This is a genomic window from Collinsella sp. CLA-AA-H167 (assembly GCF_040095305.1).
In the GTDB taxonomy this organism is placed as follows: Bacteria; Actinomycetota; Coriobacteriia; order Coriobacteriales; family Coriobacteriaceae; genus Collinsella.
In genome coordinates, this window is record NZ_JBBNGA010000002.1 from 137,416 (window position 1) to 164,092 (window position 26,677).

Sequence of the window (26,677 nt, forward strand, 5' to 3'; positions counted from 1 at the left end):
GCTCACTGGTGCGCGCCGTCCTCTCCTGCGATGATGCAATCGTACCGGGCCACGACCAACAGAAGGGCCGCCTCATGACAGATATCGTCCACGTCGAAAACCTCGTCAAGCGCTACGACGATCTTATCGCGCTCGACCACTTTAACCTGAGTATTGCCCCTGGCGAGATCTTTGGCCTGCTGGGCCCCAACGGCTCGGGCAAGACCACGTCCATCAACTGCATCCTGCAGCTGCTCGCTTACGACAAGGGCACCATCGAGCTGTTCGGCGAGCCCATGACGCCCACCCGCTACGACCTTAAGCGTCGCGTCGGCGTGGTGCCACAGCAGGTGGCGGTGTTTGACGAGCTCACCGTGCGCGAAAACATCGACTATTTCTGCAGCCTCTACGTCAACGACCGCAAGCGCCGCCGCGCGCTGGTGGACGAGGCGATCGACTTTGTCGGCTTGGGCGACTTTACCAAGTTTCGCCCCGGAAAGCTCTCGGGCGGCTTGGCACGCCGTCTCAACATTGCCTGCGGCATCGCGCACAAGCCCGAGCTCATCTTCTTTGACGAGCCCACAGTGGCAGTCGATCCGCAGAGCCGCAACGCCATTCTGGAGGGCATCTGCCGCCTGCGCGACGAGGGCGCCACGGTGGTGTATACCAGCCATTACATGGAGGAGGTCGAGCAGATCTGCAGCCGCATCATGATCATGGACGGCGGCCGCGTGCTGGCGCAGGGCACCAACGACGAGCTCAAGCGCATGATTCAGATGGGCGAGCGCGTGACCGTCGAGGTCGGCGCCGTCGAGCCCGCCACGGTCGAGCGGCTGCGCGCTCTGGAGCACGTGCTTTCGGTTGAGCTGTCCGGCGGCGAGCTCATCTGCACCTGCGAGGCGAGCCCACATAATCTGGTCGACATCCTTGACACGCTGCGCGCCGCCGACGTGGCACTCGGTCGCGTGTGGAGCGAGCCGCCGACCCTCAACGACGTGTTCCTCGAGATCACCGGCCGCGAGCTACGCGACTAGGGGGCAGCCATGATCAACACCATCATTATCACGGTCAAGACGCTGCTGCGCCGGCCGAGCACATGGGTCTGGGGCGCGCTCTTTCCCATTGCGCTTTCCACGATGTTCATGTTTATGTTTGCGAACCTCAGCTCCGACGGCAAGGTCGATCCGGTGCCGGTAGCCGTTGTCGCCGACGAGGCCTGGGACGCTTCGACCTTTAAGGACGTGGCGACGTCGCTTGCCAAGGAGGGCGACGACCAGCTGCTTAAGATCCACGAGTGCGACGACGCGGCCGAGGCGAACCATGCGCTCAAGTCCGGCGAGGTTGCGGGCGTCTACACGGTCGACGACGCGGGCGCGCCCAAGCTTACGTTGCTTTCGAGCTACGATAGCTCGCGCGCCAGTACGGTGCTCACCGACCGCAGCATCCTGGAGACGGTGGCGAGCTCGTATACGCAAAATGCCGAGCTCATGCGCCAGATTGCCCAGGACAACCCGGCGGCGCTCGCCGACCCGGAGGCGGTTGCGCGCGCCCTGTCGCTTAAGGGCGGCACTCGCCGCGTGAGCCTTACGCGCACCACGCCCGACGGTACGACCATCTACTATTACGCGCTCTTTGGCCTGGTCGCGATGATGTCTTCCGAGTTTGCGGCCCTGGCCGTCGTCGATCTGCAGCCCAATCTGTCCGGCCTCGGCGCGCGCCGCTGCGTGGGCGGCGTCTCCAAGACGGCGTCGCTGGCCGGCATTTTTGTCGGCTCGTGGCTGGTCTCATTTGCCTCGATGGCGATCGCGATCGGCTACGTGCGCCTGGTGGTCGGCATCGACTTTGGCGGGCGCGAGGGGCTGTGCCTGGCGGGCGGCGCCGCATCCGCGCTTGCTGCCACGGGCCTGGGGCTTTTTGTGGGGACGCTTCCCGTTAAGGGCGGCAAGGCGTCCAAATCGGGCATCCTCACGGGCTTTGCCACCACGTGCGCCCTGTTCGCCGGACTCTACGGCGAGCCGGCGATGGCGCTTGCCGACGATGTTGCCCGCGCCTGTCCGGCCGAGTGCTGGCTCAACCCCGTCAAGCTCATCTGCGATATGTTCAACCGCCTGTATTTCTTTGAGGATCTGGGTCCCTTTGTCGTTCGCGCCGGTGCGCTTGTCCTCATGGCCCTGGTGTTTGTCGCCGCCGCTACGCTGATCTTTGGAAGGAGCCGCTATGAGCACCTTTAAGACCGCGCTTCGCATGGCGCTCGCGCACCCGTTCTACCTGCTCATCTACACGGTGTTCATTTCACTCATGGGCGTGTTCATTGCGGCCTCGGTCAGCTGGAACTCGTCGCAGCTGACCGAGTACAAGCCCTACGACGCCAACGTGATTGTGGTCGACCGCGACGGCAGCGATCTTTCGCGTGCGCTTACCAGGCACCTGGGTTCGCGCTTTGACCTGGTCACGGGCGTCGGCGACGACACGTACGACCTTGCGGACGCGCTCTCCAAGAGCAACAGCGCCAAGGGCAGCGCCGACTGCGTGTTCTTTATCCCGGAGGGGTTTGAGGACGATCTTGTTGCGGCCGCCCGTGCGGGGGAGGACTTGCCCAAGCTCGATGTGACCTACGGTTCCGGCACCATGGCGGCGGCGCTTTCGTCTGCCGAGGTTTCGCGGTGGATCTCGCTCGCGGGCGCTGCGGCGGTGCTTGAGCCTGCTGCCTCCGGGGCCAGTGTCGCCAAGACCGCCGAGCACGCCGCCGCAAAGCGCGCGGAGGTCCAGATCGAGCAGGTCAAGGTTGACTCGACTGCCGCAGCCACGCTCGAGTCGTACTTCAACTTTGGCGCGTACGCGATCATCTCATCGGTCATCGTTTCGGTGGGACTGGTGTTTTCGGGTATGAACGAGCCCGAGCGCGTGCGCCGCATGGAGGCCGGCCCGGTCTCCGAGCGCCAGCGTTCGCTTGCTGTGTTCGCGGCTGCCGCGGTGCTTACCGTCTGCATCTGGTTCGTGTCGAGCATGGTGGGTGTCGTGGGCTTTGCCGGCGCGGTCGCCGAGGTCGGTGTGGGTCGCGTGTGCCTGGCGCTGGCGGCGACGCTTGCCCTGGCGTGCACGCCGCTGGCCGTTGGCTTTACCCTGTCGAGCTTGGGCGCGCGCGAGGAGCTGATCAACGGCGTGGGCAACTTACTCGGCATGCTCATGACGTTTTTGGGCGGCGCCTGGATGCCGCTGTCGCTCATGGGCTCGGCCGTGCAGACGGTGGCGCACTTTGTGCCGACGTTTTGGGTGAACGACGCGATCGGCAAGGCGCTTGCCTCGGATCTAACGGCCACCGTGTTGGGCGACATCGCCTGCGACCTGGGCGTCACGGTGCTCTTCGCCGCCGCCATCGCCGCCGTAGGCCTGGCCCTCACCCGCGCCAAATCCCACGCCTAGCTACCTGGTCATCGGGGACGTTCTTAAACGGCTAGTCATCGGAGACAGTCTTTGTCGATTCGCCGGCCCGCCGGTCGTGCCGGCAAGGACTGTCCCAATATGTCGGCACTTGGGGACGTTCCTTTCCTGCCGGCACTTGGGGACAGTCCCGGCATTCATTGGGGACAGACTTAAATGAGTGGTTTCAGTCATTTAAGTCTGTCCCCAATGAGTACCCAATGACTGGTTTGGAAAAAATCGCGCCTGTCGCTTAAAAATAGTTCGCCTGGGTTTACTATTACCCTAGAAAAGTAGCAGAAGGCTAACAACGGGGGATAGCATGTCGACAAAGCAAGCCTATGTCCAGGTCAGCGGGCTCAGGAAACACTACGGCGACGGTGATGCGCGCCTGACGGTACTCGATGGCATCGACACGTCCATCAACCGCGGCGAGATCTGCGTCATGCTGGGGCCCTCGGGCTCGGGCAAGTCGACCTTTCTCAACCTGATCGGCGGCCTGGAGGATGCCGACGGTGGCTCCATCATGGTGGACGGCTGCGCCCTCACGGTGCTCAAACCTACCGATCTGGGCGAGTATCGCCGCCGTGAGCTGGGTTTTGTCTTCCAGTTCTACAACCTGGTGCCCGATCTCACCATCAAGGAGAACATCGAGGTCACGGCGCACCTGTCCAAAAACCCGCTCAATGTCGACGACCTGCTGCGTTCGCTGGGCCTCTACGAGCACCGCAACAAGTTCCCGCGCCAGGTCTCGGGCGGCCAACAGCAGCGTTGCGCCATCGGCCGCGCACTCGTCAAAAACCCGGGCCTGCTGCTGTGCGACGAGCCCACCGGCGCGCTTGACTACAAGACATCCAAGGAAATCTTGCGGCTCATGGAGGATGTTAACCGCACCTACGGCTGCACCATCATCATCGTCACCCACAACGCCGCCATCGCCCGCATGGCCAACCGCGTGCTGCGCCTGCGCGACGGCCGCATCGTCGAGGATGGGCTCAACGAGTCGCCCGTTGCGGCCGCCGAGCTCGATTGGTAGGCGATGCCATGACACCTCTCGCAAAGCGACTCCCGCGCGAGCTGCGCCGCAATATCGGCAAGTACCTGGGCATCTTTTTGCTTATGTGCGGGAGCATCGCTCTCACCTCGGGCTTTTTGCTCGCGGCGCATTCCATCGGTTGCCTTATCGACGACATGCGCGATGCGTACACGATTGAGGACGGCCGCGTGACCACCTCCTTCGAGGCTACCGACGACCAGCTCAAGGCAGCCGAGGATGCAGCCGACGACGTCGGCGGCGTCACGCTCTACAAGAATTTCTCCATCGACGCCATCATCAAAAAGACCGCCGGCGACGACGGCACCAAGCGCACGTTGCGCACCTATGCGCACCGCACCAAGGTCGATATCGCGTCCTACTGCGAAGGCAAGCAGCCCAAGACGGACGATGAGGTGGCTATCGACCGAGTTTTTGCCACCAACAACGACCTTGTCGTGGGCGATAAGGTTGAGCTTGAGGGCCGCACCTACACCATCTGCGGCATCATGACCCAGCCCGATAGCCAGGCGCTGTTCCTCAACAATTCGGACTTTACGGTGAACACCATCACCTATGGTGTGGCCGAGGTCACCGACGCCGGCTTTGCCGCGCTCGAGGATGCCGGTGGTGCACCTGCCTACACCTACTCCTTTGCTTTTACCGATCGCGACCTCCCCACCGCGGATCGCATCGATGCGGAGCAGGATATGGTCGAGGCGCTGACCGATGCCGATGCGCGCGTGGACGATCTGATCGACGCCGATTCCAACCAGGGTATTGGCTACGCGCGCGACGACGTAGACGGCGACTCCATGATGTGGATGACGCTGCTCAACATTATCATCGTGATCATGGCGTTCGTCTTTGTGGTCCTTACCGACGCCACCATCGAGGAGGAGAGCGCCATCATTGGCACGCTGCTCGCCAGCGGCTATCGCCGCCGCGAGATCGTGCTGCACTACCTGGCACTTCCCGCCATCGTGGGCGTGGTCGCGGCGCTTTTGGGCACCGCGCTCGGCGTCGCGTTCTTTACCGAGCCCATGCGCGGCCTCTATTACGGTTCGTACAGCCTGCCTCCCTTCCAGGTGTACTGGAGCTGGGAGATTTTTGTGAAGTGCGCCGTGGTTCCCGCTGCCGCGCTCATCCTCATCACGCTGGTGGGCCTGCTTCGCAAGATGGGCAAGACGCCGTTGCAGTTCCTTCGTCACGAGGCGAGCGGCAAATCGGGCACCAAGCGCGGCCTGCAGCTGCCGGAGCGCATGGGCTTTGTCTCGCGCTTTCGCCTGCGCATCTTCCTGCGCAACCTGGGCAACTTCGCCACGCTCTTCGTGGGCATTGCGTTTGCCTCGCTGCTGCTGCTCTTTGGCCTGGCGATCCTGCCCACGATGACGCACTATGCGGACAACCTGGAGACAAGCCTGGTCGCCGAGCACCAGTACACGCTCAAGGCTCCGCTAGAGCTTGAGGGTACTGCCGAGGAGCGCGGGCAGTGGGCGGCGCTCGAGCGCTTGCAGTCGATTGACGGCGCGCTGCTCTCCGCCGCCCAGGATGCCGATGACGAGCTTGACGACGCGGCCGATGCGGCGCAGACGGCAGCCGATGCCGCGACCGCATCTCCGTCTGCCGAGAGCCTGGCCGCGGCGCAGGACGCGCTCGCCAAGGTCCAGGACAAGAAAGATGCGCTTTATGCGCGCCTCGATGACCTTGCCGATGCCCTCGGCTGCGACCGCGATGAGGCCATCGACCTGATCGACAAGGCCTCTAAGATCGACACCGACAACGACGACATTCACCCGATCAACACGACCGACAACGGCGCGGGCGCAATCGCGCAGGCCGAGAAATATGCCGTTTACCAGCTGCAATACGACCGCGGCGAGGGAAACGGCACAGAGGCCATCTCTGTCTACGGCATTTCATCTCATTCGCGCTATTGGAAAGACCTCAACGTCGGCGACGGGCGCGTCGTCTTTGGCGGCGGTCTGCTCGATAAGTTTGGCTGGAGCGAGGGCCAGAAGGTCGAGCTTCGCGACAAGTACGAGGCTCGGGATTATTCTCTTGAGTACGCGGGTAAGGACTGCATCTGGGGTTCAAAGTCGGACATGAATATCTATACGAGCATCGATGACTTTAACGAGCTGTTCGGCAACGACGCCGCCTACTTTAACGGCTATGTGAGCGACGAGAAGCTCGACCTCGATGCTCGTTACTTTGCCGGTGACACCACGCCCGACGACATGCGCGCCGTGGGTGACCAGTTCATCGGCATGATGAGCAAAATGATCGGCATGATGGTCGGGCTCGCGGTGTTTATCTTCCTGCTGTTTATGTACCTGCTGACCAAGGCGGTGATCGACCACAGCGCCCGTTCGATCAGCTACATGAAAGTCTTTGGCTATCGCGATAGCGAGATCTCGCATCTGTACATCCGCTCGATCACGCTGTGCGTGGCGGCGTCGCTCGTGCTGAGCCTGCCGGTCATTATTGGCTCGCTCACGGCCATCTTCCGCTCGATGCTGCTCGCCTACAACGGCAATATCGAGATCTACGTGCCCGCTTGGTCCATGGCTGCATGCATCGGCATCGGCTTTGCGACCTACCTGGTCGTGGCGCTGCTGCACACGCGCTCTATCAAGCGCGTCAGCCTGGCCGAAGCCCTCAAGGTGCAGGAGTAGTCATTGGGGACGTTCTTAAACGACTAGTCGTTGGGGACAGTCTTTGCCGGATCGCCGGCTCGCTGGCCGGGCGGCAAGCACTCATTTAAGTCTGTCCCCAATGAGTGCCTAGCGACTCGGCGTTGCGCTTGACTTCAACCCCACTTCAACGGGTACCATCCTCTATGTCTGTAACGCCATATAGACCGAGGGGATAGATCTATGACCGCAACCGCACCCGCAGCACCGGCAAAGGTGTACTTCACCAACCTGCGCACGCATGCTCGCGAGAGCCAGCTCGACAAACTCAAACGCCTCATTCGCCGCGCCGGCATTGAGCAGATCGACTTCGAGAACAAGTTCGTCGCTATCAAGATTCACTTTGGCGAGCTGGGTAACCTGAGCTTTCTGCGCCCAAACTACGCCCGCGCCGTCGCAGACGTCGTGAAGGAGCTGGGCGGCAAACCCTTCCTCACCGACTGCAACACGCTCTATGTGGGCAGCCGCAAAAACGCGCTCGAGCACATCGACACCGCCTACCAGAACGGCTTTACCCCGTATGCCACGGGTTGCCAGATCATCATCGCCGACGGCCTCAAGGGCACCGACGAGGCGCTCGTTCCGGTCGAGGGCGGCGAGTACGTGCGCGAGGCAAAGATCGGCCAGGCACTCATGGACGCCGACATCGTGATTAGCCTCACCCACTTTAAGGGCCATGAGCAGGCCGGCTTTGGCGGCGCCATGAAGAACCTGGGTATGGGCGGCGGTAGCCGTGCCGGCAAGATGGAGCAGCACGCCGCTGGCAAGCCGAGCGTCGATACCACCAACTGCGTTGGCTGCCGTGCCTGCGAGAAGATATGCGCGCACAGCGCCATCACGTTTGACGGTACGCGTGAGCGCGAGCTTGCCAACGGCAGCACTCGCACGGTTCATGTGGCTGCCATCGACCACGATCGCTGCGTGGGCTGCGGACGCTGCATTGCGGCGTGCAACCAGGACTGCATCAAGCCCGACTATGATGCCGCGGCCGACGTACTCAACTACAAGATCGCTGAGTACACCAAGGCCATCGTCGACGGCCGCCCGAGCTTCCACATCTCGCTCGCCATGGACATCAGCCCCAACTGCGACTGCCATCCCGAGAATGACACGCCCATCGTCAACGACATCGGCATGTTCGCGAGCTTCGACCCGGTCGCCATCGACCAGGCCTGCGCCGACGCCGTCCTGGCGTCCGAGCCGCTGCCTAACACCGAGCTTACCGACAGCGCGGCCAAGATGGAGCATAATCACGAGCATCTGGAGGGCGAGCAGGCCAAGGATCCCTTCTGCATCACGCATCCCGACACCGACTGGCGCGCGTGCATCGCGCATGCCGAGAAGATTGGCCTGGGCACGAGCGAGTACGAGCTCATCGAGGTCAAATAGCGCCTAGCTATTGGACATATCAAGCGCTTTTGTAGCGCAACGTTAGTAAAAACCGCCCGTGAGCACAGCGCCCACGGGCGGCTTTTTGGAAGTGCTAGGGGCCAGATAGACCAGTAAACCGTACTATTTGCTTAAAAATTCTTGTCGAGGAACTCGTCGACCGTATTCCAGTAGAGCTCGGGGTCAACTTGCGCGCTCTTGGCGTGGGTGGCGCCATGGATGGTGAGCTTTTGCTTGACCTTGCTGGCGCACACGTCGTAGTTTTGGTCGAGCATGTCGTACGGCACAAAGGTGTCCTGGTCGCCGTGGATGAACAACATGGGAACCGTCGCGTGTTTGAGTTGCTCCACACTGCTCGCCTTATGAAAGTCGTAGCCCGCGCGCACGTTGCACACCAAGTTTGCTACATCGAGCAAGGGAAAACTGGGCAGGCCAAATACATCCTTGAGCTGCAGGGAAAACTCGTCCCAAACGCTTGTATAGCCGCAGTCCTCGATAATGCATTTCACATTTGCGGGCAGAGATTCCCCCGCTACGTTCATGGCAGTCGCCGCGCCCATCGACTCGCCAAAGACCAGGATGCGCGCCTTGGGATCGGCCGCAACAATCCGCCCGATCCACGCGACGACATCGAGTCGCTCGGGCCAGCCCATGCCGATGTAGTCACCGCCGGAACGCTCGTGGGCGCGGGCGGCGGGTGCGAGTACGTTCATGCCGCGGTCGTGGAATCGCTTGACGTATCGGGCCATACCGATGGGCTCGTTGGTATATCCATGCAGGCAGACGGCGTAGTCGTGCGTGCTCTCCGACGCAGCAAAATACCAGGCGGCAAGCTCGGTCCCGTCATCTGCGGTGAGGCCGCTGCTCTCGCGATTCTCTTTAAACCACGCCCGCGCCTCGGTTCCCTCGGCATCCGGCTGCTCACTTTCTTTGCCGTCCTTGCCGTCCTGCATCATCTTCATGGTGTATGGCGCGCGGGGATTCAGCGCGAAGTCAAACAGAAAGTTGCCGGCAAATCCGAGCAGCGCAATGACAACCACCAGCGCAACGACGCCGGCTATCTTGAGCTTTCGATGGGAACGTGCGTTTTGAGACATAAGAAGCTTTCCTATAAGATGTTAATACATCAACATTTAATGCAAGCGCATTATGGACGTTCACCGTTGATGCGTCAACAGGCAAAGAATGGGTAAACAAAGGGTCACGTATGGTGCAAATTTCGCACGCACCCAGACGCTTTGATATAGTGTTGAGAACTCTTTACGTTGGAGGATGTAACCGGCATGTCCGATTCGAGCGACAGTTCCAAGCCGCGACCCAAGGCCGCGGCCGTTCCGCACTACACGGTGGGCGAGGAGATTATGAACTCCGTCACCCATGGTGTCGGCTGCTTGCTGGGTATTGCGGGTCTGGTGCTCCTGATCGTATTCGCTGCACTGCGCGGCGGTGGCCCGGCCCACATGGCCGCGGCAATTGTCTATGGCGTCAGCATCATCCTCGAATACCTAGCCTCCACGCTCTACCATGCGATTCAACCCGCGCGCGCCAAGCGCGTGTTTCGCATCATCGACCACAGCTGCATCTACCTGCTCATAGCCGGCAGCTATACGCCGTTTTGCCTCATCACGCTCGCAAACGACGGCGGCGCTGCGCTGTTCTTCGCCGTATGGGCCATCGCCATTATCGGCATCGCCCTCGAGTGCTTTATGCGCGAGCGCCAGCCGCACTGGGTAAGCGGCCTGGTCTACCTGCTGATGGGCTGGCTCGTTGTCTTTAAGCTGCCCGAGCTCGTGTCGCTGCTCAACCCCGTGGCACTTGCCCTGCTCGCTGTCGGCGGCGTGTGCTATACCGTGGGCGTGCCGTTCTACATCGCCAAAAACGTGCGCTATCTGCATAGTGTGTTTCACCTGTGGGTGCTCGCCGGCAGCATCTTCCAGTTCATGGCGGTGATTCTCTTCGTAATCTAGCGACCGCGCCTGCGCGCCCGCGTCCTCGTTTGGGCGCCGGTGCAATTGCCGTATCCGTCATCAACGTTTTGACCTGACGTCCCGAATCTTGGAGGTTCGAGAAACTCCCGATGGACATAACCATCTCCCTTATCACTACCCTCGTTTTGACCCTCATCAACGGCTACTTCTCTATGTCCGAGATGGCGCTCACCACGGCCAAGCGCGCCGTGCTGGAGCATGAGGCCGAGGAAGGCGACAAGCGCGCCGAGCGTGCCATTAAGCTGGCCGCCGACTCCGACCAGCTGCTCGCCACCATCCAGGTCGCCATCACGCTCGTGGGCTTCGCCTCGTCCGCCGTCGCCTCGACGAGTCTGTCCGACCCGCTTGCCACGTGGCTCATGAGCTTTGGCATCGCGCCGCTCTCCGCCATCGCGCGCGGCCTGGCGCCGGTCATCATCACCGTCGCGGTCGCCTTCGTGTCCATCGTGATCGGCGAGCTCGTCCCCAAGCGCATCGGCCTGGCCAATGCCGAGGGCGTGTCCAAGCAGGTCGTGGGCCCGCTTTCCGTGTTCCAGAAGATCGCCCGTCCGCTCGTGTGGCTGACTGGCGCTTGCTCCGATGGCCTGGCCCGCATCTTGCGTATCAAGAGTGCCGACGACCGTCAGAACGTCTCGGAAGAAGAGATCAAGTACATGGTCTCGGAGCAGGACGACCTGCTCGACGAGGAAAAGCGCATGATCCACGAGATCTTTGACCTGGGCGACACCGTTGCCCGCGAGGTCATGGTGCCGCGCGTGGACACCACCATGTGCGAGGACGACGAGACGGTCGCCAGCGTGCTATCCACCATGCGCCAGACCGGCTTCAGCCGCATCCCCGTCTATCACGAGGACCCCGACAACGTCGCGGGCATCGCGCACATCAAGGACCTGATCCAGCCCGCGCTCGACGGCAAGGGCGACCAGCCCATCGCCGGCTTTTTGCGCGACGCCACCTTTGTGCCCGACACCAAGGACATCCTGCCGCTGCTGTCCGAGATGCAGACCTCGCACGACCAGATCGTGGTCGTCGTGGATGAGTACGGCGGCACGGCCGGCATCATCACCATCGAGGACATCGTCGAGGAGATCGTGGGCGAGATCGAGGACGAGTTCGACCCCGACAACAAGTACCTCACGCGCCTTTCGCGCCGCGAGTGGCTCGTTGATGGGCGTTTTTCGTGCGATGACGCGATTGAGCTTGGTTGGCCGCTTGAGGAAAGCGATGATTATGAGACCATCGCCGGCTGGATTTTGGAGCTTTGCGACTCGGTGCCCGACATCGGAGAGGTGTTTGAGGTCGCGGGGTACAAGTTTAAAGTGCAGTCGATGCGTGGCCAGCGCATCTCGCTCATTCGCGTGATCGCTCCGGCCGAAACCGATAAGAAGGATTCCGAGTCTTCGGTAGACGAGCCGACGACGTCGGGTGCGGGTTCCGCGAATCCGCACGACGGCGACGAGTAGGACAAGGAAGAGTAGGGGAGAGTTATGGCAGGCCTGTTCAACATCCTTAAGGTCACCGTCAGCGAGGACAAGATCTGCGCGCACGTGCTGGTGAACCCCGGCATGCCGCTCATGACCTCGGAGGATATCGAGGCCACGGCGCGCGTGTACTACCTGGTGCCGGCGATTGCCAAGCACCTGTGCCTGGGCGATTCCGGCCGCGAGTTCCAGGACTGCATGGGTCAGACCGAGCTCTGCCACCTGCTGGAGCACGTGACGGTCGAGCTCATGAACGAGACCGGTCTTGCCGGTAGCATCTCGTGCGGCCGCACGCGCGTAAGCGAGCATGACGAGCGTGTCTTTGAGGTCGAGCTTTCGTGCCCCGACGACGCACTGGCCATCGGTGCGCTGTCGTCGGCCACCTTTATGATGGACTGGGCGTACCTGCACGCCGACCAGCCTGCCCCCGACGTGGAAGGCACGGTCGCGGGCCTGCGCAACCTGGTGCTGGGCATGCGCGCCGAGGCCGAGGGCAAGGATCCTCACGAGGCCGTCGCCGCTGCGAACGGCGAAGATGCTGCCGAGGACGAGGGCGCTGACGAGGGCGATGTGCCGGTCGACGCCGAGCCCGTTGCCGATGCGACCGCCGAGCCCGTTCCCACTGAGCCCCAGGGCGTCCCCAACTTTGACGACGAGCCCCGGGTGGCGATTGATACCGAGGGCGCGGTTGCCGAGAACCACGAGGCCTCCGCTGCCGTCTTTGGCGGTGCGGCGACGGTTCCGGCAGGACCTGCGCATGAGGGCGGCCTGCCGCTCGTGGACGGCGCCGGCGAGGACCCGGGTGCCACGGTGGCCATGCCGGCTATGCCTCAGGAGTAGGCCTACGCGTTTATCACCATCACGTACCTGCGCCTTTGCCGTACGCAGATGAGCGGAGCGGCAAGTGATGCGCTGCGGGTATAATGGACAGCATTCAAACGGTGGGCACCGACGTGCCCGCAGGAGAGGAATGATCATGGGTAAGACTTTCAGCTTTGTCTCCGGCGCACTTTTTGGTGCCGCTGCCGGCGCTATTATCGGCGTTGCTCTGGCCCCGCGCTCGGGCGCCGAAACCCGCGCCATGGCTGCCGATATCGCCAACGACGCCTGGGACAATATGCGCGACACCTACGAGCACAGCGCCGAGGAGGCCCGTGCCGCGGTGAATGACTTTGGCCCGATGGTCGACGCCAAGACCGACGACCTGCGCGCCAAGGTCGACCTGGCCCGCGAGCGCATGGACCAGCTGCGCGAGCAGCTCAACGACGCCATTTCGGGCGGCAACGTGACGCCTGCCGCCGACGTCGTGGTCGAGAACGCCGTCGAGGCTGATACCGAGGCCGCGGAGCCCTCGACCGAGGCATAATGCGCGCCGGGGATTTTGTCGGCGCCAAGATCTATCGCAAGCCTACCGAGGACAAGCGCACCAAAAAGGACGGCACGCCGCGCAGCCCTAAAAAGCTCGGAAAGATTCACTTTCCGGTCTTTACCCCGGGCGGTACGCGCGTGGTCGGCTTTATGGTCCGCCAGTCCGATATCGCGGGCATGATCGAGCGTCCCGATCGATTCGTAGCGCTCGACGCCATTGGTGTCTACGAGGGCGCCATTGCGGTCGATGACGTCAAGGACACGTACGATGCCGCCGCCGCCAAGCGCCTCGACATCAACCTGGACGATTGCATCATCTGGGTCGGTATGGACGTGCGCACGGAATCGGGCGACGTCGTGGGCTATTGCTCGGACGTTGAGTTCAAGCCGCGCTCGGGCATCGTGCAGGCATTCTATGTGACCGCCGGTGCTGCTTCGAGTGTTTTGGTTGGTGACACGCAGGTGCCGCCGACGATGCTGCGCGGCTACGAGAACGGCGCGATGGTCGTCTCGGACGAGGTCAAGTCGCTCGGGTATTCGGGCGGTGCGGCTGCCAAGGCCGCCGAGGCCAGCGTCGTGGTGGGCGATAAGGTCAAAAAGGGCGCCAAGGTGCTCGACGACAAGGGGTCGGTTGCCGTGGACAAGGGCAGTCGCGCACTGGGCAAGCAGCTCGGCAAGACGCGCGGCATGTTCAAGGCCTTTAAGGACGAATACCAAAAGGCGAGCGGAGGCTCGTCAAAAGCTACAAAATAGCGACGTACCAAATGATGGGAGGCGAGCCGGAGACCTGTTGCTCCGGCTTGCTGTGTTTATGGGGGAGGGCACATGCGCCAAAACGGATCCAACTTAAACGGGCGCTCGGGTGCGCGTCCGACGGCACGCCGCGACCTGGGGCAGCTGCCCAGCGGTCAGCGCAAGCGTCACCGTAAGCCCGGCGCGATGTACCTCAACCATAGCCGCGGCTTTAGCGATCGCAGCGCGCGCATCGGCAACGGGCGCTCGCCGCGCCGACCGTCCCGTCTGCCCTATGCGCTCATTGCCGTGGGCTGTGCGCTCGTGCTGTTTATCGCTGCCGTCGTGGGCTACGTCAACCGCAGCGTGGACGTGGAACTTAACGGGCAAAAGACCGCGGTGCGCGTGGGCTCTACGCTGCAGAATCTCATCGACGACCAGGAGTTGACCGATACCTACGACGCAGGCGACATGCTGGCCGTCGATGACAGCGTGCTCAAGCGCCATGGCGGCGAAAAGCTGTCGGTTAAGGTGGACGGCAAGCGCATAAAACAGGGCAAATGGGATAGCCGCGAACTTGAGGGCGGCGAGAAGGTGACGGTCAAGGATGGCCGTAACACCTACGAGAAGCACGAGGTTCAGGCTACGGTTATCGAGCCCAAGCTCAAGGTCGAGGGCACGGGCGCTATCGAGTATGTGCAGACATGGGGTGTCCAGGGCCGCTCCGAGGTGTGGGTTGGTGAGCAGTCGGGCAAGACGCAGGACCGCGGCGAGGTTGTGCCCGCCACCGATTGCGTCGTTGCGTGCGCCAGCGTGGCGCCCAAGGGCAACAAAAAGTACGTGGCGCTGACGTTTGACGAGGGTCCGAGCGGCGCCACCAAACAGATCTTGCAGGTGCTCAAGGAAAAGGGCGTTACCGCGACGTTCTTCCTTTCGGGCGATGCGGCCGAGGCCTCGCCTGCCACGGCCAAGGCGATTGTCGATGCCGGGTGCGAGATCGGATCCAACAGCTACAGCGACGATTCGCTCAAGGGTCAGGACCGTGAGACGGTACGCGAACAGATCACGAAAGGCACCGATGCGATTAAGTCGGCGACCGGCGTGAAGACGATGCTGCTGCGTGCTCCCTACGCTGCCTTTGACGAGCAAAACTGGATTGATGCGATGGACCTGGTCTCCGCCGTGGTCTCGTGGAATATTGACTCGGGCGACTGGCTGCTCAACGGTGCCGACGAGCAGGTCTCAACGGTGCTCGATTCGGTGACGCCGGGCAATATCGTGCTGCTCACCGATAGAGACGAATGCGCCGAGCAGACGCTCGAGGCGCTGCCGCAGATTATCGACGGTCTTGTCGCCGACGGATACAAGATCGTGACGCTCAGCGACCTGGTCAAGACGGACACATCGCTCAGCAAAAAGCTCACCTCGCTGACGAAGGTCACCATGCCCAAGGACGCCGTGTTCCCCCAACTTGCCGAGGACGATGACACCACAGAGTAGTCATTGGGTAGTCGTTTAAGAACGTCCCCAAGGGCTATGTCACGGATACGTCAGCGTTTGGTATGCCTGCAATGTGCAGCGCATAAATTCGATGCCGCAGGGCGATGCTGATGCTATAGTTACTGCGGTTAATGAGGGTCAAGAGAAAGGTTACAGGTGAAATCCAAACCTCGACCATACAGTCGATGACCCCATGCAGGTGCTTTTTGCGCATGCACGGGGTGTAAGCGTCGAGCGGCGTGCCGCCCGCGCATGCGTATACATATCCAGAAGCCCCCGGACGCCGCACGCGCGGCCGCGTCCTGAGGAATAATGATGGGGAGCACCATTGAATTATCTGAGTGAGATGCTCAAATTGCCGGTCTTGGACGTCGACGGCGAAAAGCTCGGCGTGGTCAACGATTTTGGCATTGCTACCGGCGAAGTTTTTCCGCACGTGACGTCGCTCGCGTTCCGCGGCCCCGGCAAGACGCCGTTTATGATCAGCTGGCGCAAATGGGTCGACCGTATCGACGAGACGGGCGTGTATCTCAACACGTCTGCCACCAATATTCGCTTCTCGTACCTGCAGCCGACCGAGCTCCTGCTGGCGCGCGACGTGCTCAATAAGCAGATCGTCGACACGCAGGGCATGAAGGTCGTGCGCGTCAACGACATCAAGTTTTCCATGTCGGGCGAAAACCAGCTGCGCCTGTTGGGTGCCGAGGTCGGTGCCCGCGGTCTGCTGCGCGCGATCAGCCCCGCACTCGAGCACGTCGTCGAGGGCTTTATGAAGCACCTGGGCAAGCCGCTCAGCGAGGACATCATCGCTTGGTCCTACATGGACCTGCTCGACCGCTCGACTAAAAACATCCAACTCTCGGTGTCGCACAAGACGCTCGGCGAGCTGCACCCTGCCGACATCGCCGACATTATCGAGCAGCTCGACCCGCGCCTACGTGCGCAGGTGTTTGCGCAGCTCGATACCGCCCAGGCAGCCGAAGCTATCTCGGAGTTCGATGACGACGAGCTTATGACCGAGATGCTCGAGGGCCTGTCCGACACGGACGCATCGTCGATGCTGGCCATGATGGACCCGGACGACGCTGCCGACCTGATCGACGAGCTTGATTACGAGAAGGCCGAGAAACTCCTGCGCCTGATGGGCGTCAAGGAGGAGAAGGCGATTCGTAACCTGCTGGGGTATGAGGACAACACCGCCGGCCGCATCATGACCTCGGAGTTTGTCTCCCTGCCCGCTACGGCAACGGTCGGTGACGCCATCGAGGCGATTCGCGAGCTCGACGAGGACTTCGAGAGCGTCTATTACGTCTATACCGAGGATCCGAGTGGCATGCTGACCGGCGTGCTTTCGCTGCGCACGCTGATCGTAGCCGACCGCGACGCCACGCTGGGTCAGTTGGCCTATCGCGACCTGGTCTATGTGTCGCCCGACGAGGACCAGGAAGACGTGACGGACGAGATGACCAAGTACGACCTGGTTGCCATCCCTGTCTGCGACGAGAACCGTCATATCCTTGGTATCGTGACCTTCGACGACGCCATGGACGTTATCGCCGAGGAGCATCAGGAGGACCTGCAGATCGCCGGTGTCGGCTCGGGCGATAGCGCGTCGGACGACTCGACGAACGTGCTCAGCTGGTTCGTGCATCGCCAGTACTGGGTTGTTGTATGGGGCATCGCGTCGTGCATCATGGCGACCGTGCTGGGAACGGCGCTCGGCTCCGCGCATCTGGTGGTGTTCCCCATGTGCGCCATGCCGCTCGTGCTGCTGGCGGCCTCGCGCATGGTGTCGTTCGTCAAGAACTACTTCCTGGAGTATGACGGTCACGACGACGAGCCCAAGCCGTATCTGGGATTCTTCTTCCAGAGCACGGGCATGGGCCTGATTCTGTCACTCGTGACCTACCTGTGCGCCCAGCTGGTGCGCACCGCTGCATTCCCCGATGCCTCTATGTTTGAGGAGCAGCTCTTTACCGGCTGCTTTAACATTGCCGCCATCATTTGCCTGGTTGGCAACATGAGTGCTGTGATTTACCTGATGGTGCTGTTCTGGCGTGACGAGCATGACCTCAACACGTCGGGCACCGCCATGAACGTTATTGCCGTCATGATCTCGTGTGTGGCGTATTGCATCGCCGCGGTGCTGCTCGCCATGTCAGTCATGGGCTAGGTGGTCGCGTGCAAAATACCAAGCAAAAGTCGGGCACCAAGCAAAAGCTGACCATCGCGGCCATCTTTGGCGCTATGGGTCCCGGTCTGCTGGCGGCGCTTTCGGGCAATGACGCCGGCGGCATTGCAACGTATTCCAGTGCGGGTGCCAGCTATGGCTACAAGATGCTCTGGATGCTTCCCGTCATGACTGTGCTGCTCATCGTGACGCAGGAGACCGCGGCGCGTTGCGGCTGCGTGACGGGCAAGGGCCTGGCATCGCTCATTCGCGAGCGCTTTGGCGTGCGCAAGAGTGTACTTGCTATGGCGGCGCTGTTGATCGCCAACACGGCTGTGACCATTTCGGAGTTTGCGGGTATTGCGAGCGGCCTTGCCCTCTTTGGCGTGCCGGCGAGCATCTCGGTGCCGTTGGTGGCGCTGCTGGTGTGGATGCTTACCATGTCGGGGAGTTTCCAGCGCATCGAGAAGATTCTGCTGCTGGTGAGCTGCGTGTTCGTGACCTACATCGTCGCCGCGTTTATGGCTGGCCCCAACTGGGGTGAGGTCGCGGTCGACCTGGTCGTGCCTAACATTCAAAATGACCCCAGCTACGTGTCGCTCGTGGTCGCAACGATCGGTACCACCATCGCGCCGTGGATGATTTTCTTGGCGCAGAACAACGTGGTCGATAAGAACGCGGGCGAGGACGACATCGTGCTGCAGCGTATTGATACCGTGAGCGGCTCGCTTGCCGCCGATGTTATTGCCGGCTTTATTATCATCACGACCGGCACGGTGTTGTTCCCGGCGGGTATTCAGATTAGCGATGCTGCCGATGCTGCCCGCGCGCTGGAGCCTATTGCGGGTCAGTGGTCTACGGTACTGTTTGCCTCGGGCCTGGTCGCGGCGAGTTTCTTGGCTGCCTGCGTGCTGCCGGGCGTTACGTCGAGCGCTATCTGCGAGGCATTTGGCTGGGAGCGCGGTGCCGACCGCAGCTGGGACGAGGCCCCGGTCTATCGCGGCATCATTACGGCCATCATCGGTATCTCTGCCGTGCTGGTGCTTATGCCCGGCGTCGATCTGTTCCAGATTATGATGACCTCGCAGGTCATCAATGGCGTGCTACTGCCCGTGGTTCTGGTGTTCCAGGTGGTTATCGCCGCCGACCGTCACATTATGGGCGCCAACCGCAACGGCCGCGTATGGAACGTGCTCACGTGGGCGACTATCGGCGTGATTACGGTGCTCACGGTCGTCATGTTTGTCCTGCAGGCGATGGGCTACAGCGCTTAACGCCCACTTTTGCTTCCGAACAGGCCGCAGCGATGGACTGCGGCCTGTTTTTTGCCCGCTATAGGGCATTAGTTATATGGCAGTGGACAAAAAATGCCAAATATGAGTACTGTTGCTAAGTGAATAGCATTTACATCCAAGAAGATAATGGACATAGCCGATAGTATGTTCATTAAAATTGGCTCCAATATGTCTTAAACCAGTCAGGTTGGCTGCTTTAGGGGGTTGTAGGGGTCGCTCGGACGTCATTTTGGGTGGTTTTGCCTGCTACTAAAATGGTAACAGTACTCATATTTGCCCCTTTTTGTCCACGACCCCTTGGAGCCGGCTCGAAAAGAGTGATTTTGGGTTGTTTGCTGCGGGTGTGGGCTTGGAAACAACGTTCGGGGTGGCGAGGCGCCCAGAATTTGGTCGCAAGGAGGGCGTTCCTCGGCTGTGTCAGGAGTGTCCCTGGGTGCCGGCACATAAGGAACGTCCCTAACTGTCGGAGGGGGTGCCTGCCGTGGCGCACCCCTCCGGATGTGGGAAGTTTGCGCTGCAGGTTACTTGTCGGTGCCCAGCTTGTGCGGCTTGAGAGCGAGCGCATTGACGAGCGCGTCGGTGGCAGACTTGACGGCCGCCGGCTGCAGATCGTTGACGTGATCCTCGGGATGCACGGGCAGGTCCTTCTTGACTGCATCGTGGATCAAGTTGAGGTACTCAGTCACGCCAGTGGTCGACAGGTGCGTGCCATCGCCATCGAACAGGTCGTTGCGATTGGCACTGTATCCGTACCAGTCGATAACGCGCACGTTCTTGTAGCGCGTAGCAGCGTTGGCGATGGCCTGGTTGGTAGAGCCAACCCACGGCTGCGGGCTGCGCGTGTTCACAAACACCACAATACGCTTATCTCCTGCATCGGTCATGATGGCGTCGATCTGGTCGTCGGTTACCAAGCCGTTGGTGCCCAGTGCAAAGACCACGATCTTGCCGGCAAGGTTCTGTTGGAGATAGCCCTCAAATGTCGCGCGGCCCGCATCAAACTGGCGGCCCTTTTCGGCATCGATATGGCTGTGCGGGAACACGCCGTCAAAGGAATCAACGGCGCGCAGCGACACGGAGTCACCGATCATCAACAGGTCGTAGGAGCCATCGGGGAAGCCGTCGTTGTCCTTGTCGGTGTCGTCGGCCGCCTGTTGGTCTGTGGGCGCGGTGTTTTTGGCTTCCTTGTTGAGGACTTCGGCGCCCTCACCGCTCAGTGCGGAGGTCTCCGGCACAAAGATCAGGCCGCCCAGTGCAACGACCAACACGACAGCGCAGGCTGCGCAGACAGGGACGTGCGCGCGCACCCAGTTGGCGGGCGCGGTGGTGCCGTCGCGGAACTCGGATACGGTGCGCCCAAAGGCGCCCTTTCTAAACGGCGTCTCGATAAAGCGATATGAACATTCGGCTACGGCGACCACCAACAACACCTGCAAAATGTACTGCCACCACGGCGTATCGTTGATGTTGGCGACCGGGTTCATGAGCAACAGTAGCGGATAGTGCCACAGGTAGATGCTGTACGAGCGCTTGCCAACCCACACGAGCGGCTCGGCGGACAGTGCGCGGGCAACCATTCCCTGGGGCTGCACGCAGGCCGCGATGACCATGAGCGTGAGGATGGAGCATAGCAGCGTGCCGCCGCGATACTGGAACGCGGTGTAGCCGTTGGTGAGCGCGACCATGGCGGCAAGGCCAACCAGACCCACGACGCCCAACACATCGATGGATGCGGGCGAGGACCAAAAGCGCACGAGGGCGCTCGGCTGTGCCGGGACGGTCTCGGCTGCGTTGTCGGCCTTCTCGCCAGGCTTGCCCTCGGCGTTCTTGCCGTGCTTGGCGGCGCCAGCCAGGCGATTGAGCCCCAAACGATGAGCGAGACGCACCGGCGCCAGGTCGCGATCGGGGATAAAGGCCATCCAGGCGCCCAGCAGCAGCGAGAAGACGCGGGTGTCGGTGCCGTAGTACACGCGGCTGGGGTCGGCGGCAGGGTTGTAGAGCACCATCATGGCAAGGGCGGATACCGCTGCGAGTCCCAGGACCATACGGCGCGTGTTGGGTTTGCTCACATGCATGGACACCATGGCAAACAGCAGCGGTGGCCAAACCAGGTAGAATTGTTCCTCGATGGCGAGCGACCAAAAGTGCGTAAGCGGCGAGGGGTCGCCCAGGGCGTTGAAGTACGAAACGTCCTGCATAATCTGCCACCAGTTGTTAAAGAACAGCAGCGACGGCAGAATGTCGGGACGCATCTTGGTGAGCATCACGTGGTTGAAGACGGTGCACAGCGCACAGGTTACAACCACAACGGTCACCACGGCGGGGACCAGGCGACGGATGCGGCGGATCCAGAAGCTCTTGAGGTCGATGCGGCCGGTCTTAGCGACTTCGTTGAGTAGCAGGCGTGTGATCAGATAGCCCGAAAGCACAAAGAAGATCGTGACGCCAAGCAGGCCGCCCTGAGCCCACGTGAGGTTGAGGTGATGAGCACCACCGCGACGACGGCAAGCGTGCGCAGGCCGTCGAGCGCAGGGATGTAGCGGGACTTGGGGCGAGCAGGCGTCTGCTCCGCGGCGGGAGTGTTGGCGCGGCCAGCGTTGTTGGCAGAAGCGCGATGGGGGCTCGCGGTGCGTCGCGGCTCGTTGGCACGGCGCTCGCCCTTCACGCGTTCGTGCGGCGCCGGCTCGTTGCCCGTGCGGCGTCGACCGCGCGAGCCCGATTGCGAGAATTGTTCCATAAAACATCATCCAATGACGAGAATAATCAGCACGTATTCATTGTAGCTGCCTGCCCCTGTGAATGCTTGCTGCTGGCGCAAGCTCAAGCGCGCGTCCACATCAAAGTGGACTAAAGTTATAGGGGGTGCGAGAGTGCACAATCGTTGGTCGATGGTGGGCGCAAAGCCCGAAGACGAGGAGGTTTCCATGGCAGATCACAGCATCGTTGCGGTGTTCGGCAGCATGAACATGGACCTTTCGGTGGCGTGCGAGCGCATGCCGCGCGCGGGCGAGACGGTCGATGGCAGCGGTTTTATCACCAACGCCGGCGGTAAGGGAGCCAATCAGGCCGTTGCCGCTGCGCGCATGGGTGCGCGCACGTGCATGATCGGCGCTGTTGGGCGCGATACCTTTGGCGATGCGCTTGTGGCAGGGCTCCAAGATGCCGGCGTGGGCGTTGAGTCCGTGACACGTCTCGACGACGTGGAGACCGGTACTGCGACTATCATTCGCTGTGAGAGCGACAACCGCATCGTGCTGTCGCCGGGCGCCAACCATGCGCTTGCGGGCGAGGACGTTGCCCGCGCACTGAGGCGCTTGGTGGCCGACGAGCTCGACGGCGATGCCAGCGAGATTGCCCCGGCTGCTGGCGGCGTCTTTATCGCCCAGGGCGAATGTGACCTTGCGGCGACGGCCGGGGCGCTTGCTTGCGCTCACGAGCTGGGGTTCTATACGATCTTTAACCCGGCGCCCGCCTGCGACCTGCCGGCAGGAGCGTGGCCAGCGGTCGACCTGGTCTGCCCCAACGAGACCGAGTGCCAGGTACTGACGGGCATTCTGCCCACGGATGATGCGAGTTGCGTCGCCGCGCTCAATGCGCTGCTCGACAAGGGCGCCGGGGCTGCGGTCATCACGTTGGGCGGCGCCGGCTCGGTTACGCTCGGCGATGGCGGTGAGCCGCTGCGCATGCCGGCGCTTTCGAGCGCGGTGGTCGATACGACGGCCGCGGGCGATACGTTTATCGGCGCGTTGGCGGCGGCTCGTCTGGAGGGCCTGCCGCTCTTTGAGTGCATGGAGGCGGGTGCTCGCGCCTCGGCGGTGACGGTGTCGCGCCTGGGCGCTCAGCAATCAATTCCCACGCGTGCGGAAGTCGAGCACAAGTTTGGTTTAGACGGTTTGGATGTAGACGGAGAAGCGGAGTAGAACAATGGCAACCAAGAAGCTGATCCTTGATCTGGATATGGGTGTGGATGATGCGATGGCGCTTGCCTACGCCATCGCGAGCCCCGAGGTGGAGCTCGTCGGCATCACCACGTGCTTTGGCAACGTGCGCGTCGAGCAGTCGGCGCACAACTGCTTGGCGGTGCTCGACCTGTTGGGTCGTCCCGAGGTGCCGGTGTACCTGGGCGCCGATCGTCCCATGAAGGCGACCGAACCCTACACGCCGCCGGCGTCCACCACGCTTATCCACGGCAAGAACGGCATCGGCGGCGCAAGCGTGCCCGCCTCGCCGTACGAGCCGGTGGGCGCGACGTCGGCCGACGGCAATGCGGCGGTCGATTACCTGATTGATGCCGCGCGTACCTATGGTCCCGATCTGGTCTACGTTGCGACCGGCCCGCTCACCAATCTGGCGCTTGCCCTGGAGCGCGATGCGGCGGAGATGATGTCTATCGGTCGCGTGGTCGTGATGGGCGGTGCGCTTACCGTGCCCGGAAACGTGAGCGCCGGTGCCGAGGCCAACATGGCGAGCGACCCCGAGGCGGCCGATGCCGTGCTGCGTTCGGGCCGCAAGCTCACTATGGTGGGGCTGGATGTGACGCATCGCGTGGTGCTCACGCGCCGCGACGTTGCCGGCTGGACGGGCTCGGGCACTATGGCTGGCTGCGCGTTTGCGAGCATGGTCGAGCACTATATCGGTTCGTACGAAATGAACGCGCCCTACCTGGGCGGCTGCGCGCTGCACGATCCGCTGGCGGTTGCCGTGGCGATTGATCCCACGCTCGTGGGCGCGCTCGGCTGTAACCTGCGCGTTGACTTGCTGGGCGAGTATCGCGGCCGCACCATCTGCGACGAGCACTGTCTGTCCGATCCCGACAAGAGCGCGCTTGTGGCACTCACCGTGGACGCCCCGCGCTTTCTGTCCGAGTTCAAGGCGCGCATGGCCCGCATCCTAGGCTAGGCTCGGGATCGAAGCACGCCCATCTGCTCGATGTGGCCGCTGGCGGGCCGACATCTACCGTTCGCCAGCCCGATGGTCCCCGGGGCGGGGAGAGCGCTATAATGCATTCTGCATCTTGGATTGTTACTCCTGTGTGGAGGCATGCCCAAGAGCAATACAACACGGATTGTTACGTAAGGCATGACCGCAATAGCACTGCTATTGGCTATCATGCCTTTTTCTGTGAGTGTTCTTGAAAGGAGGTTCACCATGCTTGCAATTAAAAAGCTTAACAACAACGCGGTTCTTTGCCGTGACGGACAGGGGCGAGATGTCATCGCCATGGGCAGGGGCGTCGGTTTCGGCGGAGATTTTCCTCGAGAGCTCCCTCTTTCTAAAATCGAGCATACGTTTTACGACATTGATCCTAAAGGACAAGATGTCATGAGGGATCTTCCCTCGGATATCGTGATGTTTGCGGCGAAAGTTATGGACATCGTTGCCAACGAACTGCCCTACGACCTCTCGACCAATGCGACGCTGTTCATGGCTGATCACCTGTCGTTTGCCGTTGCGCGAGCCCAAAAGGGGGTCCGCATCGCGATGCCTCTTGCCTATGAAGTGCGGGAGACGTATCCGAAGGAATACAAGGCTGCCCAGTTTATCGTCATGCGACTCGAGAAGGAGCTCGGAGAGCGGCTTCCCAAGGATGAGATTGCCAGCATTGCCATGAATCTCGTCAATGCGCGGGTTGTTCAGGCCATCGAGACCGCGAGCAAACCCACCAAGCAGTTTGACGATATGCTAGAAGATGTCACTGAGATCGTCGAGAGTGATTTTCGCATCATCGTTGACCGCGATTCCTACGATTTCACTCGCTATGCCACGCATCTGCGGTACCTGTTCAAGCGCATTCAAGCCGGCGAGTCGCTGAACAGCGCCAACATGCAGATGTACAAGAACTTTCGTGAGGAGTTTCCGCAGTTGGCAGAGTGCGTGAAGCATATCGGTTCCTATTGTCGTGAAACGTGGGACGCCACGCTCTCCGAGGAGGAGGAACTCTATCTGATGATCCATCTCAACCGGATCATCTCCAAAAAAGGATTGTAACCCGTAGCCATTCGGGGCATGACCTTTGCCGATTCGAACAGTAAGCCAAGATTGTGCAAAGGAGCCAATGATGGCAAATTACAAAAAGGTGGCAGAGCAGATTCTCTCCACTGTGGGCGGGGCGGAAAACGTGGCTTCGGTTACGCATTGCATGACGCGCCTGCGCTTCAACCTCAAGGATGAAAGCCTCTCGAATGATGAGAAGCTTGAGGACATCTCGTCTATCATCAGCGTCGTGCACGCCGGAGGGCAGGTGCAGCTGGTGGTCGGGCCCACGGTCGACAAGGTCTACGACGAGGTTTGTAAGCAGGGCGGATTCGAGGTCACGGTATCGATTGACGAGGAACTCGATGGCCCTCAGCTTAGCTGGAAGGAGCGCTTGGCGCCCAAGCACCTCTTCAATCAGCTGCTCGATGCCGTGAGCGGCGCTATCACCCCGATCCTTCCGATCTTTTGTGTCGCCGGTATCTTCAAGATGCTCGTTATTCTGTTTGGGCCCGAAGGCGCCGGTTTTATGTCCGAAACGAGCGACCTGTATCGGATCCTTTCCCTGGTGGGCGATGCGGCGTATTACTACTTCCCGGTGTTTGCCGCCTATAGCTCGGCTAAGAAGTTCAAAACGAGTCCTGTGCTGGCACTGCTCATCGCTGTTGTGATGATTTATCCCGACATGCTCGTTATTGTTGAGGACGGAAAGCCTTTCAGCGTCTTCGGCATCCCCATGCAGCTCGTCAACTACACCCAGGCTGTTCTTCCGGTCATCTTGATCACCTGGGCCCAGTCCTATGTTGAGCGCTTCTTTAAGAAGATCTCGCCTGATATGTTGCGCATTCTGATCGTACCCGTGGGTACGGTGCTCGTGATGTTGCCGGTCGCGCTGTGCCTCTGCGGCCCTGCCGTCCAATTTGTCATGGGCCTTGTGGCCGATTTCATCATTTGGCTCGCCTCTGTTGCCGGTCCCGCTGCGACCGCGGTTATCGGCGCATTCTGGAATCTGATCATCGCCACCGGCATGCACGTGCCGATCTATACCGCCATATTGCCCGCCGCGCTCCAGAACGGTTACGACGCCATCTTATACCCCGGCACCGCGGTTGTAGCCTACACCACGCTTGCCATCGCGCTCGCCTATGGCCTGCGCACTAAGGACAAGGAGAGTCGAGCCACGGGCTGGAACTTGTTCATCACCTATGCCTTCGGTCGCGTGAGTGAGCCCATCATCTACGGCATCCTGTTTCGCGACAAGAAGGCTCTTGCCTGGAACATGATTGGTGGTGCTGTCGGTGGTCTGCTGGTAAGCCTTCTTCATGCCAACGTCTATATCTTCACTGGCGTTGGTTTCCCATGGATGAACGTGCTCATGTTTGCTCAGGATATCATCCCTGGCACCATCGGGTGTCTTGCTGGCGGTGCCGTGACGTTTGCGTTGGCGATGATTTTTGGATTTGAAGGACAGGAGAAGATGCCGTTGAAGTCCAAGAGCGGCGATTCTGAGGCCGTTGAATCCGTCGAGGCATAAGAGGCTACTACACAAATATGCTCCCCAGCCGTTGCGCGGTCCGACCCCTTGGCCGCGCAACGGTACTGTGCTGTTGCGCGGCACTTGCCGAGTCCGTTGCGTTCGACAGTGTGGGCCGG

The 26,677-nt window shown here is 61.3% G+C and carries 21 protein-coding genes; 18 read left to right on the top strand and 3 right to left on the bottom strand.

Translation table 11 applies throughout. From position 1 onward, the window contains the following. The first annotated feature begins 74 nt into the window (after window positions 1-74). From AAAT03_RS02745 to AAAT03_RS02770, 6 genes are all read left to right on the top strand, one after another. The gene (locus AAAT03_RS02745) at window positions 75-1,013 is read left to right on the top strand and encodes an ABC transporter ATP-binding protein (RefSeq protein WP_117630027.1); all 939 of its coding nucleotides are present in this window, start codon (window positions 75-77) and stop codon (window positions 1,011-1,013) included. Window positions 1,014-1,022: 9 nt separating this feature from the next. Beyond that, window positions 1,023-2,210 carry an ABC transporter permease gene (locus tag AAAT03_RS02750; protein WP_118270547.1) on the top strand — a complete coding sequence of 396 codons (1,188 nt, stop codon included), beginning with the start codon at window positions 1,023-1,025 and terminating at the stop codon, window positions 2,208-2,210. Next, complete coding sequence (locus AAAT03_RS02755) at window positions 2,197-3,402, top strand: ABC transporter permease (RefSeq protein WP_117630025.1); 1,206 nt, start codon at window positions 2,197-2,199, stop codon at window positions 3,400-3,402. The genes AAAT03_RS02750 and AAAT03_RS02755 overlap by 14 nt, the downstream gene beginning before the upstream one ends. A 319-nt stretch (window positions 3,403-3,721) precedes the next feature. Then, the gene (locus AAAT03_RS02760) at window positions 3,722-4,435 is read left to right on the top strand and encodes an ABC transporter ATP-binding protein (protein ID WP_349102543.1); all 714 of its coding nucleotides are present in this window, start codon (window positions 3,722-3,724) and stop codon (window positions 4,433-4,435) included. A gap of 8 nt (window positions 4,436-4,443) precedes the next feature. Further along, complete coding sequence (locus AAAT03_RS02765) at window positions 4,444-7,110, top strand: ABC transporter permease (protein ID WP_118270545.1); 2,667 nt, start codon at window positions 4,444-4,446, stop codon at window positions 7,108-7,110. A gap of 201 nt (window positions 7,111-7,311) precedes the next feature. Continuing rightward, a complete protein-coding gene (locus tag AAAT03_RS02770) occupies window positions 7,312-8,517 on the top strand; it encodes a DUF362 domain-containing protein (RefSeq protein ID WP_117769774.1) in 1,206 nt (401 codons plus the stop codon). A 131-nt stretch (window positions 8,518-8,648) separates the two neighbouring features. On the opposite strand, the gene AAAT03_RS02775 is transcribed toward AAAT03_RS02770, so the two are convergent. Continuing rightward, entirely contained in the window at window positions 8,649-9,614 is a 966-nt protein-coding gene (locus tag AAAT03_RS02775) for an alpha/beta hydrolase (RefSeq protein WP_117778704.1), read from the bottom strand. A gap of 186 nt (window positions 9,615-9,800) precedes the next feature. Between AAAT03_RS02775 and AAAT03_RS02780 the strand changes: the two genes are divergently transcribed. The 8 genes from AAAT03_RS02780 to AAAT03_RS02815 all read left to right on the top strand — a co-directional run bounded on the left by AAAT03_RS02780 (window position 9,801) and on the right by AAAT03_RS02815 (window position 19,030). Further along, window positions 9,801-10,484 (top strand): hemolysin III family protein, encoded by a 684-nt coding sequence (locus tag AAAT03_RS02780; RefSeq protein ID WP_197032173.1) that lies wholly within the window; start codon window positions 9,801-9,803, stop codon window positions 10,482-10,484. 110 nt (window positions 10,485-10,594) lie between these two features. Further along, window positions 10,595-11,968 (top strand): hemolysin family protein, encoded by a 1,374-nt coding sequence (locus AAAT03_RS02785; RefSeq protein ID WP_117778705.1) that lies wholly within the window; start codon window positions 10,595-10,597, stop codon window positions 11,966-11,968. A gap of 24 nt (window positions 11,969-11,992) precedes the next feature. Further along, window positions 11,993-12,826: a hypothetical protein gene (locus AAAT03_RS02790; protein ID WP_349102544.1), complete on the top strand. Its 834-nt coding sequence runs from the start codon at window positions 11,993-11,995 to the stop codon at window positions 12,824-12,826. Window positions 12,827-12,962: 136 nt separating this feature from the next. Next, window positions 12,963-13,352 carry a YtxH domain-containing protein gene (locus AAAT03_RS02795; RefSeq protein WP_099432470.1) on the top strand — a complete coding sequence of 130 codons (390 nt, stop codon included), beginning with the start codon at window positions 12,963-12,965 and terminating at the stop codon, window positions 13,350-13,352. Continuing rightward, window positions 13,352-14,107, top strand: coding sequence for a hypothetical protein (locus AAAT03_RS02800; protein ID WP_055252569.1), 756 nt, complete (start codon window positions 13,352-13,354; stop codon window positions 14,105-14,107). The genes AAAT03_RS02795 and AAAT03_RS02800 overlap by 1 nt, the downstream gene beginning before the upstream one ends. A gap of 72 nt (window positions 14,108-14,179) precedes the next feature. Next, window positions 14,180-15,586 carry a polysaccharide deacetylase family protein gene (locus AAAT03_RS02805; RefSeq protein WP_349102545.1) on the top strand — a complete coding sequence of 469 codons (1,407 nt, stop codon included), beginning with the start codon at window positions 14,180-14,182 and terminating at the stop codon, window positions 15,584-15,586. A gap of 328 nt (window positions 15,587-15,914) precedes the next feature. After that, on the top strand, window positions 15,915-17,759 hold the full coding sequence (locus AAAT03_RS02810; protein WP_099432471.1) for a CBS domain-containing protein: 1,845 nt from the start codon (window positions 15,915-15,917) through the stop codon (window positions 17,757-17,759). 74 nt (window positions 17,760-17,833) lie between these two features. Further along, complete coding sequence (locus tag AAAT03_RS02815) at window positions 17,834-19,030, top strand: Nramp family divalent metal transporter (RefSeq protein WP_006235731.1); 1,197 nt, start codon at window positions 17,834-17,836, stop codon at window positions 19,028-19,030. Between the two features lie 542 nt (window positions 19,031-19,572). On the opposite strand, the gene AAAT03_RS02820 is transcribed toward AAAT03_RS02815, so the two are convergent. Next, on the bottom strand, window positions 19,573-21,480 hold the full coding sequence (locus AAAT03_RS02820) for an acyltransferase family protein (RefSeq protein WP_349102546.1): 1,908 nt from the start codon (window positions 21,478-21,480) through the stop codon (window positions 19,573-19,575). After that, window positions 21,462-21,788 carry a hypothetical protein gene (locus tag AAAT03_RS02825; protein ID WP_349102547.1) on the bottom strand — a complete coding sequence of 109 codons (327 nt, stop codon included), beginning with the start codon at window positions 21,786-21,788 and terminating at the stop codon, window positions 21,462-21,464. Before AAAT03_RS02825 ends, AAAT03_RS02820 begins: the two co-directional genes overlap by 19 nt. Before the next feature lie 187 nt (window positions 21,789-21,975). On the opposite strand from AAAT03_RS02825, the gene AAAT03_RS02830 reads away from it, so the two are divergent. The 4 genes from AAAT03_RS02830 to AAAT03_RS02845 all read left to right on the top strand — a co-directional run bounded on the left by AAAT03_RS02830 (window position 21,976) and on the right by AAAT03_RS02845 (window position 26,558). Beyond that, the gene (locus AAAT03_RS02830; RefSeq protein WP_349102548.1) at window positions 21,976-22,971 is read left to right on the top strand and encodes a ribokinase; all 996 of its coding nucleotides are present in this window, start codon (window positions 21,976-21,978) and stop codon (window positions 22,969-22,971) included. A 4-nt stretch (window positions 22,972-22,975) separates the two neighbouring features. Continuing rightward, window positions 22,976-23,950, top strand: a complete 975-nt coding sequence (locus AAAT03_RS02835; protein ID WP_117839921.1) for a nucleoside hydrolase — start codon at window positions 22,976-22,978, stop codon at window positions 23,948-23,950. 249 nt (window positions 23,951-24,199) lie between these two features. Further along, complete coding sequence (locus AAAT03_RS02840; protein WP_231500758.1) at window positions 24,200-25,039, top strand: PRD domain-containing protein; 840 nt, start codon at window positions 24,200-24,202, stop codon at window positions 25,037-25,039. A 70-nt stretch (window positions 25,040-25,109) separates the two neighbouring features. Further along, on the top strand, window positions 25,110-26,558 hold the full coding sequence (locus tag AAAT03_RS02845) for a PTS transporter subunit EIIC (RefSeq protein WP_164473266.1): 1,449 nt from the start codon (window positions 25,110-25,112) through the stop codon (window positions 26,556-26,558). Window positions 26,559-26,677 lie beyond the last annotated feature (119 nt).